Origin of the sequence: Streptomyces sp. NPDC058683, from assembly GCF_042716195.1 — a bacterium.
Lineage (GTDB): Bacteria > Actinomycetota > Actinomycetes > Streptomycetales > Streptomycetaceae > Streptomyces.
Window position 1 is genome coordinate 1 of record NZ_JBHXSK010000064.1, and the last position, 14,048, is coordinate 14,048.

At 70.5% G+C, this 14,048-nt stretch carries 14 protein-coding genes and 1 tRNA gene; 8 read left to right on the top strand and 7 right to left on the bottom strand.

Annotation, left to right across the window (positions count from 1 at the left end; all coding sequences use genetic code 11):
• Window positions 1-33: 33 nt before the first annotated feature.
• Together ACFWXC_RS45410 and ACFWXC_RS45415 are read right to left on the bottom strand one after the other, a co-directional pair.
• Complete coding sequence (locus ACFWXC_RS45410; protein ID WP_384488808.1) at window positions 34-2,562, bottom strand: ABC transporter permease; 2,529 nt, start codon at window positions 2,560-2,562, stop codon at window positions 34-36.
• Window positions 2,562-3,380, bottom strand: coding sequence for an ABC transporter ATP-binding protein (locus tag ACFWXC_RS45415; RefSeq protein WP_384488899.1), 819 nt, complete (start codon window positions 3,378-3,380; stop codon window positions 2,562-2,564). The genes ACFWXC_RS45410 and ACFWXC_RS45415 overlap by 1 nt, the downstream gene beginning before the upstream one ends.
• 454 nt (window positions 3,381-3,834) lie before the next feature.
• Here ACFWXC_RS45415 and ACFWXC_RS45420 point away from each other — a divergent pair.
• A tRNA-Leu gene (locus tag ACFWXC_RS45420) sits at window positions 3,835-3,917 on the top strand.
• A 51-nt stretch (window positions 3,918-3,968) separates the two neighbouring features.
• Here ACFWXC_RS45420 and ACFWXC_RS45425 read toward each other — a convergent pair.
• Window positions 3,969-4,229, bottom strand: a complete 261-nt coding sequence (locus tag ACFWXC_RS45425) for a hypothetical protein (protein WP_384488810.1) — start codon at window positions 4,227-4,229, stop codon at window positions 3,969-3,971.
• Window positions 4,230-4,448: 219 nt separating this feature from the next.
• The gene (locus ACFWXC_RS45430; protein WP_384488812.1) at window positions 4,449-4,847 is read right to left on the bottom strand and encodes a helix-turn-helix transcriptional regulator; all 399 of its coding nucleotides are present in this window, start codon (window positions 4,845-4,847) and stop codon (window positions 4,449-4,451) included.
• A 229-nt stretch (window positions 4,848-5,076) separates the two neighbouring features.
• Between ACFWXC_RS45430 and ACFWXC_RS45435 the strand changes: the two genes are divergently transcribed.
• The 6 genes from ACFWXC_RS45435 to ACFWXC_RS45460 all read left to right on the top strand — a co-directional run bounded on the left by ACFWXC_RS45435 (window position 5,077) and on the right by ACFWXC_RS45460 (window position 10,816).
• Window positions 5,077-5,292 carry a hypothetical protein gene (locus ACFWXC_RS45435; protein WP_207921928.1) on the top strand — a complete coding sequence of 72 codons (216 nt, stop codon included), beginning with the start codon at window positions 5,077-5,079 and terminating at the stop codon, window positions 5,290-5,292.
• Between the two features lie 69 nt (window positions 5,293-5,361).
• On the top strand, window positions 5,362-5,580 hold the full coding sequence (locus ACFWXC_RS45440) for a hypothetical protein (protein ID WP_351706552.1): 219 nt from the start codon (window positions 5,362-5,364) through the stop codon (window positions 5,578-5,580).
• Between the two features lie 88 nt (window positions 5,581-5,668).
• On the top strand, window positions 5,669-7,582 hold the full coding sequence (locus ACFWXC_RS45445; RefSeq protein WP_384488814.1) for a hypothetical protein: 1,914 nt from the start codon (window positions 5,669-5,671) through the stop codon (window positions 7,580-7,582).
• A 66-nt stretch (window positions 7,583-7,648) separates the two neighbouring features.
• Window positions 7,649-8,323, top strand: a complete 675-nt coding sequence (locus ACFWXC_RS45450) for a hypothetical protein (RefSeq protein ID WP_384488816.1) — start codon at window positions 7,649-7,651, stop codon at window positions 8,321-8,323.
• A 258-nt stretch (window positions 8,324-8,581) separates the two neighbouring features.
• Complete coding sequence (locus tag ACFWXC_RS45455; protein WP_384488818.1) at window positions 8,582-9,760, top strand: 4-hydroxybenzoate 3-monooxygenase; 1,179 nt, start codon at window positions 8,582-8,584, stop codon at window positions 9,758-9,760.
• Between the two features lie 195 nt (window positions 9,761-9,955).
• A complete protein-coding gene (locus ACFWXC_RS45460) occupies window positions 9,956-10,816 on the top strand; it encodes a Bax inhibitor-1/YccA family protein (RefSeq protein ID WP_384488820.1) in 861 nt (286 codons plus the stop codon).
• A gap of 85 nt (window positions 10,817-10,901) precedes the next feature.
• Here the strand turns inward: ACFWXC_RS45460 and ACFWXC_RS45465 are convergent, their stop codons facing one another.
• A complete protein-coding gene (locus ACFWXC_RS45465; protein ID WP_351706537.1) occupies window positions 10,902-11,132 on the bottom strand; it encodes a DUF4287 domain-containing protein in 231 nt (76 codons plus the stop codon).
• Between the two features lie 119 nt (window positions 11,133-11,251).
• Here ACFWXC_RS45465 and ACFWXC_RS45470 point away from each other — a divergent pair, with 119 nt between their 5' ends.
• Window positions 11,252-11,563 (top strand): hypothetical protein, encoded by a 312-nt coding sequence (locus tag ACFWXC_RS45470; RefSeq protein ID WP_351738805.1) that lies wholly within the window; start codon window positions 11,252-11,254, stop codon window positions 11,561-11,563.
• 121 nt (window positions 11,564-11,684) lie between these two features.
• Here the strand turns inward: ACFWXC_RS45470 and ACFWXC_RS45475 are convergent, their stop codons facing one another.
• Window positions 11,685-12,479, bottom strand: coding sequence for a hypothetical protein (locus ACFWXC_RS45475; protein ID WP_384488821.1), 795 nt, complete (start codon window positions 12,477-12,479; stop codon window positions 11,685-11,687).
• A 294-nt stretch (window positions 12,480-12,773) separates the two neighbouring features.
• On the bottom strand, window positions 12,774-13,994 hold the full coding sequence (locus ACFWXC_RS45480) for an acetyl-CoA C-acetyltransferase (RefSeq protein WP_384488823.1): 1,221 nt from the start codon (window positions 13,992-13,994) through the stop codon (window positions 12,774-12,776).
• Window positions 13,995-14,048 lie beyond the last annotated feature (54 nt).

The window sequence follows — 14,048 nt, forward strand, 5'->3', positions numbered from 1 at the left end:
GCGCACGGTGCGGGGCCCCTTCGCCGTCCGCGGCTACTCGGACTTGATCGCCGCCAGCATGTTCAGCCGTGCCGCGCGCCGGGCCGGCCACAGGGCCGCCAGGACGCCGACCAGGCCGGCCAGCACCAGGAAGAGCGCCATCCTGGACCACGGCAGGACCAGTTCGTACGTCGCCATCCTCGCGCCGACCAGCTGACCCGCCGCCCAGCCGAAGAACACGCCCAGACCGAGCCCCAGCACCCCGCCGAAGAGCGAGATGACCAGGGACTCCAGCCGGACCATCCGCTTGACCGCCTTGCGGTCCAGGCCGATCGCGCGCAGCATGCCGATCTCCTGCTGCCGTTCGAAGACCGACATGGCCAGGGTGTTGATGACACCGAGGACCGCGACGATCACCGCCATCGCGAGCAGGCCGTAGACCATGTTCAGGATCAGCGTGAACGCCTGGGCGATGGAGTCGGACAGGTCCTGCTTGTCCTGGACCTTGATCGCCGGGTTGGAGCCGAGGACCTTCTCCAGCTTGTCCTTGGCCGCGCCGGACGCGCCGTCCGCCGTCTTGACCATGACCTGCATGTCGGCGGGGTCGGTCTGGTGCGGGGTGAGGACGGCGTTGTCGAGCATGATCCCGCGGATCAGCTCGTTGCCCTCGTAGACCCCCGCGACCGTCAGCTTCTGCGCCTTGCCGTCCTCGTAGTGCACGGTGAAGGCCGAACCGGCCTTCCAGCCGTGCGACTTGGCCGTGTCGTCGTCCACGACCACGTCCGAGCCGCCGACCTTGAAGGAGCCGTTGTCGACCGTGAGGTCGGTCAGCTTGCCGATCGCCGAGCCGTTGACGCCGGTCAGGTACTCGGTGTCGCCGTCGATCCGGGAGGCCGCGTTGCGCAGCGGGCTGCTGGCGGTCACCCCGTCGGCCGTCGCGAGCTTCTTCGCCACGTCGGGGGAGAGCGCGTTGCCGTTGGCCATCGAGACGACGTAGTCCGCGCGGACCGCCGAGCTCGCCATCTTGTCGATGGACTTCTGCAGGCTGCCCGCCATCACCGTCATGCCGGTGATCAGGGTCAGGCCGATCATCAGCGCCGAGGCGGTCGCGGCGGTACGGCGCGGGTTGCGCACCGAGTTCTGCCGGGCGAGCTTGCCGGAGACGCCGAACCCGCGCAGCAGCGGGGCGGCGGCCGCGATCAGCGGACGGGACAGCAGCGGGGTCAGGACGAACACGCCGATGATGAGCAGGACCGCGCCGAGCCCCATCGGGGCCTGGCCGTCGCTGCCGCTCATCGTCGTCGCCGCCAGGATCACCGTCACGCCCGCCGCCGAGAACAGCGCGCCGATCGTGTTGCGCAGCACCAGCGACTTGGTGGTCGGCGCCGAGTGCAGCGCGCTCATCGCGGCGACCGGCGGGATCTTCGCGGCCCGGCGGCCGGGCAGCCAGGCGGCCAGCATGGTGATGACGACGCCGACCGCGAGGGCGGCCGCCACCGTGCCGCCGCTGACGACCAGCGGGCCGTCCGGGACGGTCGCGCCGAACGAGCCCATCAGCGCGCGCAGTCCGGCGCCGATGCCGATGCCGGCGACCAGACCGGCCACCCCGGCCACCGCGCCGACCACGAACGCCTCGATCAGCACCGAGCGGGTGACCTGGCGGCGGGAGGCGCCCACCGCGCGCAGCAGCGCCAGCTCCTTGGTGCGCTGGGCGACCAGCATGGTGAAGGTGTTGGCGATGATGAACGTGCCGACGAACAGGGCGATACCGGCGAAGACCAGCAGGCCCTGGCGCAGGCCGCTCATGCCGGCGGCGATGGCCTTCGCCTGGTCGTCGGCGAGCTTCTTGCCGGTGGTGGTCTCCACGAGCTTCTTCGGCAGTGCCTGGTCCAGCTGGGCCTTGAGGGCGGCCTGGGCGGTGCCGGACTTCGCCGTCACGTCGATCTCGTCGTACGTGCCCTTCTTGCCGAACAGCTGCTGCGCGGTCGCCGTGTCGAACAGGGCGAGGCTGCCGCCGGCCGTGACATTGCCGTCGTCGGTGGTGAAGATGCCGGCGAGGGTGGGGGTCAGGACCGGGCCGTTCACCGAGATGCGCACGGTGTCGCCGACCTTGTAGCCGGCCCGCTCGGCGGTCTTGGAGTCGATCAGCACCTCGTTCGCACCGCTCGGCGCGTGGCCGCCGGCCAGCGGGTAGCGGGCGTCCTCGGTGCCCCAGTAGTTGCCGCCCGCGGACTGCCAGCCGCCGCCGATCAGCTTGCCGTCCTTGTCGGCGATGGCGGTGAAGCCGGAGACGACCCCGGTGGCGGAGGCGGCCCCGGGGACCTTCGCGGCCTTGTCGAGCAGCGCCTGGGTGAGGTCGGGGGTCTTGCCGACCTGATCGCCCTTGGAGTCCTGGTACTTGGCCTGTACGGCCACGTCGACGCCGTCGAAGCCCTTGGCGGAGCTGTTCTGGTAGGCGTCCGAGATGGTGTTGGTGAAGACCAGGGTGCCGGAGACGAAGGCCACGCCGAGCATCACGGCGAGCACGGTCATCAGCAGCCGGGCCTTGTGCGCGAGGACGTTGCGCAGGGCGGTGCGGAACATCAGCTGGTCCGGCCCTTCGCGTCGAACTCGGGGGTCTGGGGCCGCGCGGCGGAGCCGCTGGTGTCAGCGCCCCCAGGAAGTTGCCGCATGAAGTCCAGGACCGTGTCGGCCGTCGGGCGGTACATCTCGTCGACGACCCGGCCGTCGGCGAGGAAGACCACCCGGTCGGCGTAGGAGGCCGCGACCGGGTCGTGGGTGACCATGACGACCGTCTGGCCCAGCTCCCGCACCGAGTTGCGCAGGAAGCCGAGCACCTCGGCGCCGGAGCGGGAGTCCAGGTTTCCGGTCGGCTCGTCACCGAAGATGATCTCCGGCCGGGAGGCGAGGGCGCGGGCGACGGCGACGCGCTGCTGCTGGCCGCCGGAGAGCTGCGAGGGACGGTGGCTCAGCCGGTCCTTCAGACCGACCATCTGGATGACGCTGTCGAGCCACTGCTTGTCCGGCTTGCGGCCCGCGATGTCCATCGGGAGGGTGATGTTCTCCAGCGCGGTCAGCGTCGGGAGCAGGTTGAACGCCTGGAAGATGAACCCGATCTTGTCCCGGCGCAACTTGGTGAGCTGCTTGTCCTTCAGGGTGCCGAGTTCGGTGTCGCCGATCCGCACGGAACCGGAGGAGAAGGTGTCGAGGCCGGCCACGCAGTGCATCAGCGTGGACTTGCCGGAGCCGGACGGCCCCATGATCGCGGTGAACTCGGCCTGCCGGAACTCGACGGTGACCCGGTCCAGGGCGACGACCTGCGTCTCACCCTGCCCGTAGATCTTCGAGAGCTCCGTGGCGCGAGCGGCCACCGAGGTGGTCCGCCGGTCGGCTGGGGGCACCCCCGGCCGAAGGCTGGGGGAGGGTGTGGTGGACACGGAAGGGCGCTCCTGTCGGGACGACGTCGTTCATGGGGACCGCTCCATCGTCTCGGCCGTACGGGCCCGTGTAGTCAGCCGCAGTTCCGGTTCCGGGGGGCGACCAAGGGGGGACCGGGAGCCCGTCGCGTCATACCTGGGGATGACGGCGGACCCTCAGTCCGGGCGGACCGGATCCGGAACGGGCGCTCCAGCCGTCGAGAACAGGTGGAGCCCCCTTGTTCGGACGGTGAAATTCCGTCATTCCGCGTACGCACGCACCCACCGCGCGTAACGCTATTGGCAAGTGCGGATGGCTCGTTCCGGGGGCTGATGCACCCTCAGACGTCAATAAAATAAGACAACATCGGGTCGCCCGTCCGCTGTTCGGGGGACGCCTCCCGATAGGCTCGGAATCTCGTAGCGGAGCCCATGGCCTGCCCGGATGGTGGAATGCAGACACGGCGAGCTTAAACCTCGCTGCCCCTCGCGGGCGTACCGGTTCAAGTCCGGTTCCGGGCACTTCCCGCGCCCTCTCGGGGGCGGCGGCGGCTCGTCCCTCGGAGCGTCGGCTCACCCCTCGTAGACGGTCAGGACCGCGCCGTCCACCTCGATACGGCGGCCCGCGCGCATGCCGTTGCCGCGCAGCGCGCGCAGGCACTCCTCGAAGAGGGTGAGTTCGCCGGCGTCCAGGATGGCGGCGGCCAGGTCCAGGAGTTCGGTGACCGAGGTGTCGGTGAGCACCTCGGGCAGTTCCCCGGACAGCAGGACGACGGATTCGCCGTCGGGTCCCCGGACCACGGCCGTCGCCGGTCCGCCGTGCACGAACAACACATGTCCCCCTGAGAGCCCGTGGTCGTGCGGCTCTCGCGTCCCGGGCAGGACGAGAGACTAGCCCTGGATCTTGACGGTTTCGTGCGGAGTTGGATTCTTTTTCCGACTTGACGGAAGAACGTCCTAGAGCGTTCGGAGAGCGGTCCGCCGACGGTCTCCCGACGGCCCCCCGATGGATCGGAGGCGGTCCGAAGGCGGTCCGTCGGCGGTCCGGGGCCGTCACTGCTCCTTGGCGGGTCTGGAGGAACGGTCCAGCAGGGACTCGACCAGAGCGGTGACGTGGCGGCGGTCGTCCGCCGACAGTTTCTGGACGCTCGCGATGAGCAGCGCGACCTCGGGGTCGGCGGCGCCGCCGTTCGCGCCGGCGTCCGGCGAGGTGTCGTACACGTGGATCCCGCACGCCTCGGCGGCGGCCCGGCGCACGCTCTCCAGGGGGAGTTCCAGCCCCTTGGCCAGACCCTCCAGGGTCGTCGCCTGGGGCATGCGGACCACCCGCTCGGCGGTGGCCAGGTGGTGGACGGTGGAGCGGGGGATACCACCGCGCCGCGCCACGTCACCGTAGGACCAGCCCTTGCGGTCGAGGTGCTCACGGATCAACTGCTGCAGTGCGTTGGCCACTGACCGTCACTTCCTGCTCGCCGCCTGCGGAGTCCGCCATGTCGCGCCGATTCTACGGTCGCCGCCGCGATCGGCCGAGAGGGTGATTTCTCGAACGGGTTGCGCAGGGGGTCTCCGAGGGCCTAGTGTCCAATCTCGTTGGACAGCTTGTCCGACCAGATTGGACAGAGTCCGGGGGGAACCTGACTCGGTCCGATCGGAAATGTCTATCCCTGAGGGGGAAGCGATCATGATGGACGCCCATGAGCTCGAGGCCGAGTCCGCGGAGCTGCTGCCGGGTCGTGAGGCCCTGGGCCGGCTGAAGTTCGGCTTCGGCAAGACGGTCAACGTCACCAAGCACGTCGCGAACATCAGCGCCCACAACGAGTCCGCCGCGCTGAACGACCACTCGTCGTGGTCGGTGGCCGACTCCGGCGCCGCCCAGACCATCAGCGTCACCCAGTAACGCCGCCCCGGCGCACGGCGCCGGTGCCGATCTCGACCTCATCGCGCACGAAACGAAAGGACATCCGTCATGAGCATGGACATGAACGAGCTGGAGAACGAGTCCGCCGAGCTGCTGCCGGGCCGTGAGGCCCTCGGCCGGCTGAAGTTCAGCTTCGGCAAGACCGTCAACGTCACCAAGCACATCGCGAACATCGACGCGTCCAACCAGTCCGCCGCCCTGAACGACCACTCGGCGTGGTCGTCCGCCACCTCGCAGGCCGCGCAGACGATCAGCGTCACCCAGTAGTACCCGGGAGCGCCGCCGCCGTCGCCCCGGCGGTGGCGCTCGCGGTCATGGGGGGGAACTGCATGCGGGATCCGGGGGGAGACCACACATGACGGTGCTCGGAGACGGGACCGCCGCACTGTACGACACGGGCCCGGTGCCCGGACCCGGCGGCTGGCCGGTCACCTACGAGCAGGTCGCGACGGGCAACCTGCCGGTGGTCGACCCGCCGTCGCCGGTCCCGAGGCTGAGCGCGGGACTGCGGCTGCACGGTGAGTACCAGGGGTCGGGATTCACCGAGCCCAAGTACATCGCCCGTCGGGGGGACGGGCAGGTCGTGCAGCTGTCCAGGCTGCTGTACCTGGTGGCGTCGTCGGTCGACGGCGTCCGCGATGCCGAGGCCATCGCCCACCGGGTCAGCGCCCGCTTCGGCCGCGAGGTCAGCGGGGAGAACATCCGCTACCTCGTCGAGAAGAAGCTCGAACCGCTCGGCGTGACGGTCCCGGAGGGCCAGGAGGACGACGAGGTCGACGCCCCGCGCTCCGACCTGCTGCTCGCCCTCAAGGGCCACCGGGTGATCTTCAACGAGCGGCGTACGGCGAAGATCGCCCGTTCGCTGGCCTGGCTGCACCGACCGGTGGTGGTGGCACTGGTGCTGGCCCTGGCCGTCGGCATGGACGTCTGGCTGTTCGGGTTCTTCGGGGCGATAGAACCCGTCCTGGAGGTGCTCGACCAGCCGGTCCTGATCCTGGTCGTCTTCGTGCTCACCGTGGCCTCCCTCGTCTTCCACGAGTTCGGCCACGCCTCCGCGTGCAGATACGGCGGAGCCCGCCCCGGCTGCATCGGGTGCGGGCTCTTCCTCATCTGGCCCTCGATGTACACCGACGTCACCGACGTCTACCGGATCGGCCGGGCCGGACGGCTCCGCACCGACCTCGGCGGCGTCTACTTCAACGTCGTCTTCATGCTGGCCATGGCCGGTGCCTACTTCGCCACCGGGTCACCGTTCTTCCTGGCCACGGTCTACCTCGGGCACTTCGAGATCCTGGAACAGCTGATGCCGGCCGTACGGCTGGACGGCTATTACATCCTCGGCGACCTGGCCGGGGTCCCGGACCTGTACGGCAAGATCAAGCCGATCCTGCTGGCCCTGGTGCCGGGGCGGCGGGGGGACAAGGCCCGCGAGGAGGTCGCCGGGCTGAAGAAGTCGGCGCGCGCCATCGTCGCCACCTGGGTGCTGACGATGGTTCCGCTGATCATCGGCGAACTCGGGTACGCGCTGTGGAACCTGCCGCGGATCCTCACCACCATGACCCGCTCCCTGACCGAGCAACTCGTCGGCACCGGCTCGGCGTTCGTGGACGGGAAGATCGTCGAGGGGCTGGTCGGGACCATCGGCAGCGTGATGCTGCTGTGCCCGATGGCCGGTGTCATTTATCTGTCCGTGAAGATCGGCGGGCGGCTCTTCCGGGCCGCGAAACGCACCACGGCGGGCCGGCCGAGGCTGCGGCTCGCGTTCTGCGCCCTGGCCCTCGCCGGGCTCACCGGTCTCAGCTACGCCTGGGTCTCCGGGGTGACGCCGAAGCCGCTGCCCAAGCAGCCGCCGATCGCGCCGATCCTGCAGCCGGGGGTGCCGACCGAGGCACCGCCGGCCCGGCAGGCCACCACCCCGGACCGCCCGACGGACTCCGGCAGCCCGTCGGACCCGGCGGCCGGTGCGCCGTCCGCCTCGGCCGGGGCGAGCGCCGGTCCCTCGCCGGCCCAGTCCTCGCGCCGGGCGTCCGCCTCGGCGTCGCCGTCCGCCTCGGTGCCCGGCGGTCCCGGCGGCGGTGCCTCCAGGTCGCCGGTGCCGTCCAGCGGGGGAACGGTCGCCGATCCGGTGCCCTCGCCGTCCGGCGGGACCGGCACGACGGAGCCCGAGCCGTCGCCCTCGCCGTCGGAGAGCGCCCCGGAGTCCCCGACGCCCAGCCCGTCCCCGCCGCCGGCCAGCGACACGCCGACCCCGGCCCCGGCCACGTCCTGACGAGCGGCACCGCGCGGCCGCAGGCCGCACCACCCACCGCAGAAGCACAGGAGCACTGGAGCATCCATGAGCAGTCACCGAAAACCACGCACCGCCTCAGGTCCGCTCTCCCGGCGCGCCGTCCGGATCGGCCTGTTCGCCGCCGGGGTCGCCGGGGCGGCCACCGCCCTGCCCGCACAGGCGGCCACCGCCGTGCCGCATGCCGCGGTCGCCTCCGACCACGTCTTCAGCCACGCCGACCGCGGGCACCACACCCAGGTCCGGGACTCGTTCACGGTCCGTCAGTTCGGCAAGGTCAACGCCGCCGCGGTACGCAACCAGGCCAACGCCGTCTCGGCCGGCTGCTCGGCCGACGACCACTGCCGTTCGGTCGCGCTGTCCTTCCAGATCGTCACCGTCGCCGGGGAGCACACGCGGCTGAACGCGGTGAACCTCAGCGACGCCGCCAACAAGGAGTGCACGGGCTGTCAGACCCTGGCCGGTGCCTACCAGTTCGTGGTCGCCACGCCCAACCCGCTGCTTCTCGACGCCACCGCGCGGGGCAAGCTCGACGACATCCACCGCCGGCTCGACGAGCTGACCCGCTCCACCCTGCCCGCCGCCGACCTGCGCACGCGGGCCGACGGGCTCGCCGCCGAGGTCACCACCGTCCTGCACGACGCGGTCGCGAGCGCCCCGAAGGGCGACCCGCGCACCGACGTCACCCTGCACCGCCACCTGGACGGCTGGCCGGGCCGCTGACCTCCGTCCCGCCGCTCCGCGCACCGGCCGCCCGGCCCACCACCACCGCCTCCGGCGGGCCGGGCGGCCGGTCGCGTGCACCGGCGGACCTCGGGCGTGTCCATTGACAGGGGGTACCTCCGGACGGAGACTCAGGAGAAGTGAGTGAAGGAAATTTCACCAGGCGAACACGGGCGAACGCGGGCGAACACCCGGATGAGGTGAACGCCGTGGTCTCCGCAGCGGGCGACGACGCCCCGTCCACGGAAGGAACGACCGATGCGCACCACCGTCGGCATCATCGGAGCCGGACCCGCCGGGCTCCTGCTCGCCCGGCTGCTGCACAACGCCGGCATCGACTCGGTCGTCCTGGAGAGCCGCGACCGCTCCTACGTGGAACACCGCCAGCGCGCCGGGATCCTGGAGCAGGGCACGGTGGACGTGCTGCGCGCGGCCGGCGCCGGGGAGCGCATGGACCGCGAGGGCCTGCGCCACGACGGCATCGAGCTGCGGTTCGCGACCCAGCGCCACCGCGTGGACTTCCCCGGGCTCACCGGCGGGCGGTCCGTGACGGTCTACGCCCAGACCGAGGTCTGCAAGGACCTCATCGCCCTCCAGCTCAAGGAAGGCGGGCCGCTGCTCTTCGAGGCGGAGGCGCTGGCGGTGGAGGGCGCCGAGGGCGAACGGCCGCGGGTGCGGTTCCGGCACGAGGGGCGCGAGGACGTACTGGAGTGCGCGTACGTCGTCGGCTGCGACGGCTTCTGGGGGGTGGCGCGCAGCGTGTTCCCCGAGTCCCTCTCCCGGGTCTTCGAGCGCACCTACCCCTACGCCTGGCTGGGCATCCTCGCCGATGTCGCCCCCTCCCACGACGAGCTGGTCTACGCCCGCCACGAGCGCGGCTTCGCCCTCCTGTCGATGCGCTCCCCGTCCGTCTCCCGCCTCTACCTCCAGGTCCCGGCCGACACCGACGCCGAGGACTGGACCGACGAGGCGATCTGGGACGAGCTGGAACGGCGCTTCGAGACCGACGACGACTGGCGCCTCGCCCGCGGCCCGATCACCCAGAAGTCGGTCACGCCCATGCGGTCGTACGTCCATGAGCCCATGCGGCACGGCCGGGTCTTCCTCGCCGGGGACGCCGCCCACATCGTGCCGCCGACCGGCGCCAAGGGGCTGAACCTCGCCGTCGGCGACGTCGTCACCCTCGCCCGCGCCCTCGTCCACGAGCAGGAGACGGGCTCCCCCGAGCTCCTGGAGACCTACTCGGCGACCTGCCTGCGCCGGATCTGGCAGGCCGAGCGGTTCTCGTACGACATGACCACCCTGCTCCACCGAGGCCCCGAGGACACCGCCTTCGACGCCCGGCTCCAGCTGGCCCGGCTCACCCGGATCGCCTCCTGCCGGGCGGCCGAGACCGACCTGGCGGAGGCGTACACGGGCTTCCCGCTGGACGCCTGAGGCATCTCCGGCCGGTTCCGGTCGTGTAGCGACTCGGTCATGGAACGAAGCCCTCCATGGCCGGGAATCAGGGGTCCGCGTAGCGTGTTGGGCAGCACGGCGAGGGAAAGATCCTCCCCAGGTACGAGGGTCGAACTTTTGCCAATCCATTACTCTTGAGGCCAAGGCCCCGCACAGTGGCCATGGAGGAGTGAAATGAGGAGCAGTAACCCGGTCTTCTCGCGACGGGGGTTCAGCCGCGACAACGGCTACGCGGGCTTCAACACCGCGCCGCAGGCCGGGTACGCACAGGGCAACCCCTACGCGCAGAATCCCTACGCGAACAACCCCTACGCCCAGCAGGACGTCCAGCAGGGCGCCCCGCCACAGGCCCCGGCCACCACCGGCCGTATGACCATGGACGACGTGGTCCTGCGCTCGGCGATGACGCTGGGCACGGTCGCGGTCGGCGCGGCCCTCGCCTGGGCCCTGCTGCCGGTCTCCAGCACCAGCTACGGCCTGGCCTTCGGCTCCGCGATCGTGGCGCTGGTCCTGGCGCTGATCCAGAGCTTCAAGCGCACCCCGGTGCCCGCGCTGATCCTGGGATACGCCGCCTTCGAGGGCGTCTTCCTCGGCGTGATCAGCGAGATGTACAACAGCCAGTGGAGCGGCGCCCCGTTCCAGGCGGTGCTCGGCACCATGGCGGTCACGGGCGCGACCCTGCTGGTCTACAAGGCAGGCTGGATCCGCGTCACCGCCCGCTACGCCCGCATCGGCATGGCCATCGCCATCGCCTTCGTGCTGGTCATGGCGGTCAACCTGCTGCTGGTCGCGTTCGGCGTCGCCGACAACGGCGGGCTGCGCAGCTTCGGTCCGCTCGGTGCGATCGTCGGCATCATCGCGATCCTGCTCGGCGCGTTCTTCCTGACCCTCGACTTCAAGCAGATCGAGGACGGCATCGCGTACGGCGCCCCGAAGAACGAGGCCTGGCTGGCCGCGTTCGGCCTCACCCTGACGCTGGTGTGGATCTACGTCGAGATGCTGCGCCTGGTGGCGATCTTCAGCAGTAACGACTAGCGGTAGCGACCTTCGGCCTTTGGGCCGCAGAAGAGCCGAGAAGGGCCCCGGGGCACACCCGGGGCCCTTCGTCGTCTGTGCGCGCCTAGAGAAGTTTGCGCGCGGCCCTCCTCAGGTCGTACTCGTGGATCAACGCCTTCGCGTGGCCGTACGCGAGGTTGTGCTCGTGGCGGAGCCAGCTGACCTTCTCCTCGAAGCGGAAGAGGGACGGGCCTTCGGCGACGGTACGCAACCAGTCGGACACTTCACGACCGGTGCAGTGGGGGATGCGGGCGAGCATGTTGCGATGGGTCTCCTCGGAGAAGACTTGGGACATCGGCGCCTCCGGTGCGCAAAGGGGGGTTGTAGCCGGTCCTTCACGTCACCGTGCCTGAGTGTTGGCGTGTTGGCAACAGTCGGGACAGGACAGCCGACATCAGGCGTTACGCTCACGGCGTGGTTGATACGACGCCTCTTACCCGTGCCGTGGAGCACTTCGCCGACAAGTTGAGGGCGGCGCCGCAGAGTCGGTTGCAGAGGGGGGCGGCCGCGGAGGCGCTGTCGCTGGCCAGGCAGTTGGCCAATTGGGCGCAGGATGTCGAGGAGCCGGGCGGCGAGGCCCGGGAGATGCCGGACGCGGGGATGTTCGCGGTCGCCGACCAAATCACGGTGGCCGGGAACGACTTGGCGGTGGTCCTGGAGAGCGACGCGGAGGTGGGGGACGCGGTGCGCCTGGTGGAGGAGGCCCAGAAGAGGGCGGGAGTGTGAGGGCCGGGGGGTGCGTGAGAAGGGGCGCACTGCAGCGCCCCCTCTTTGTTGCTTTCAGGGGCGCGGGGAACTGCGCGAACAACCCCCACGCACCCGCACCCGACCACGCACCCTCAATGGCTCAGAGCGACGCTATGACCCGGTCCGCCAGGATGTACACGTTCTCCTCGCCGCACGCGAACGTCAGCGTGTAGGCGCCGGAGATCCCCGACCCGCCCAGCAGGTACGGCGTCTCGCCCGCGCTCAGCGCCGCGGCCAGCCGTTCCGCCGTCTCCCGGTGCCCCGGCGTCATGCACAGCGTCGTGCCGTCGGCGAAGACGTAGACGTCCAGCGTGCCCAGCGGCCCGGGGCGCACGTCGGCGAGCTCGACCCGGGACTCGGCCAGCTGCTCCAGCGTCGCGACCGTGCGCTCATGGTCGTTCACCACCGGCGACTGCACCGGTACGAAGTCCGGATGGGACGGGTGACGACGGCGGGCCGCGGCCAGCTCCGGGGACTCGGCGGGGGCGCCCCCGGCGAAGTCGTCGGCCTCCGTCGCCTGCTCGGCGACCGGCTCCAGGCCCACGAAGTCGCCCTGCCGGGGCAGGAACGGCTCACCGTCCGCCAGACCCAGCAGCGACGGCGTGTCGGAGGCGTCACGCGCCTCCTGCGCGGCCCAGAAGGCCCGCGCCTCGGCCAGTTCCCGCTCCCGCTCCTCGGCCAGCGCCTCGGCCACGGCGGCCCGTATCTGCTCGGCGTCCGCATGGTTGCGGGCGGCCGGCAGCAGGGCGCGCATCGCGGCGGCCTGGTTCTGGGCGAGCTGGGTGTGCAGCTCGGCGACCTGACGGCGCAGCTTCAGAACGGTGCGCAGGACAGCGACGCCCACGGCGCCCGTGGCGGCCGTGGTGAGCAGCAAGGCGATCGGCATGGCGCTCACTGACGTACTCCCGGTTCAAAGTCGACCCCCGACTTCCTACATCAGCTTGAAGGGTGGACTATCAAGCTGTCAGTGCGTAACGTCACGAAACGGACAGGACTTTGACCCTCGGGTTTGGCTGGACAACCCCGCTGACCTGCGGTGATATCCCCGCAGAGGGAGATAGGTCACATCCTGGGGGAGATTGGATCACAAATCGGCCCGGTGTTCGGAGTTTTCTCGAACACCGGGCCGTGGCGTCACGGTGGGTTCCGTGACGGTCACTCAGGGATCACTCGGGGGCCGTGCGGTGACTCAGCTCAGGCGCTCGATGACCATCGCCATGCCCTGGCCGCCGCCGACGCACATCGTCTCCAGACCGAACTGCTTGTCGTGGAACTGGAGGGAGTTGATGAGCGTGCCGGTGATGCGAGCGCCGGTCATGCCGAAGGGGTGGCCGACGGCGATCGCGCCGCCGTTCACGTTCAGCTTCTCCAGCGGGATGTTCAGGTCGCGATAGGACGGGATCACCTGGGCGGCGAACGCCTCGTTGATCTCGAACAGGTCGATGTCGTCGACGGTCAGGCCGGCGCGGCGCAGGGCCTGCTGCGAGGCCTCTACCGGGCCGAGGCCCATGATCTCGGGGGAGAGGCCGGTGACGCCGGTCGACACGATCCGGGCGAGCGGGGTGAGGCCGAGCTCGCGGGCCTTGGTGTCGGACATGATGATCACGGCGGCGGCGCCGTCGTTCAGCGGGCAGCAGTTGCCGGCCGTGACCAGGCCGTCGGGGCGGAAGACCGGCTTCAGGCCGGAGACGCCCTCCAGGGTGACGCCGGCGCGCGGGCCGTCGTCCTTGCTGACGACCGTGCCGTCGGGGAGGGTCACCGGGGTGATCTCGCGCTCCCAGAAGCCGTTCTTGATGGCCTCCTCGGCGAGGTTCTGGGAGCGGACGCCGAACTCGTCCATGTCCTGGCGGGTGACGCCCTTGACGCGGGCCAGGTTCTCGGCGGTCTGGCCCATCGCGATGTACGGGTCGGGGACCAGGCCGTCCTCGCGCGGGTCGTGCCAGGTGGAGCCCTCGGACACGGCCGTGGCGGCGGTACGGGCCTGGGCCTCGGCGAAGACCGGGTTGGTGGTGTCCGGGAGACCGTCCGAGCTGCCCTTGGCGAACCGGGAGACCATCTCGACACCGGCCGAGATGAACACGTCGCCCTCGCCGGCCTTGATGGCGTGCAGCGCCATGCGGCTGGTCTGGAGGGACGAGGAACAGTAACGGGTGATCGTGCAGCCGGGGAGGTGGTCCATGCCCATCTGCACGGCGACGATCCGGCCGAGGTTGTAGCCCTGCTCGCCGCCGGGGAGACCGCAGCCGAGCATCAGGTCGTCGATGTCCCGGGGGTCCAGCTCGGGGACCTTGGCGAGGGCGGCCTGGATGATCGTCGCGGTGAGGTCGTCGGGGCGCAGGTCCTTCAGGGAGCCCTTGACGGCACGGCCGATCGGGGAACGGGCGGTCGAGACGATGACTGCTTCGGGCATCTCACGGCTCCAGTGACGCGGGGGATTGACAGGGCTGCTTGGGAAGTTACCCGC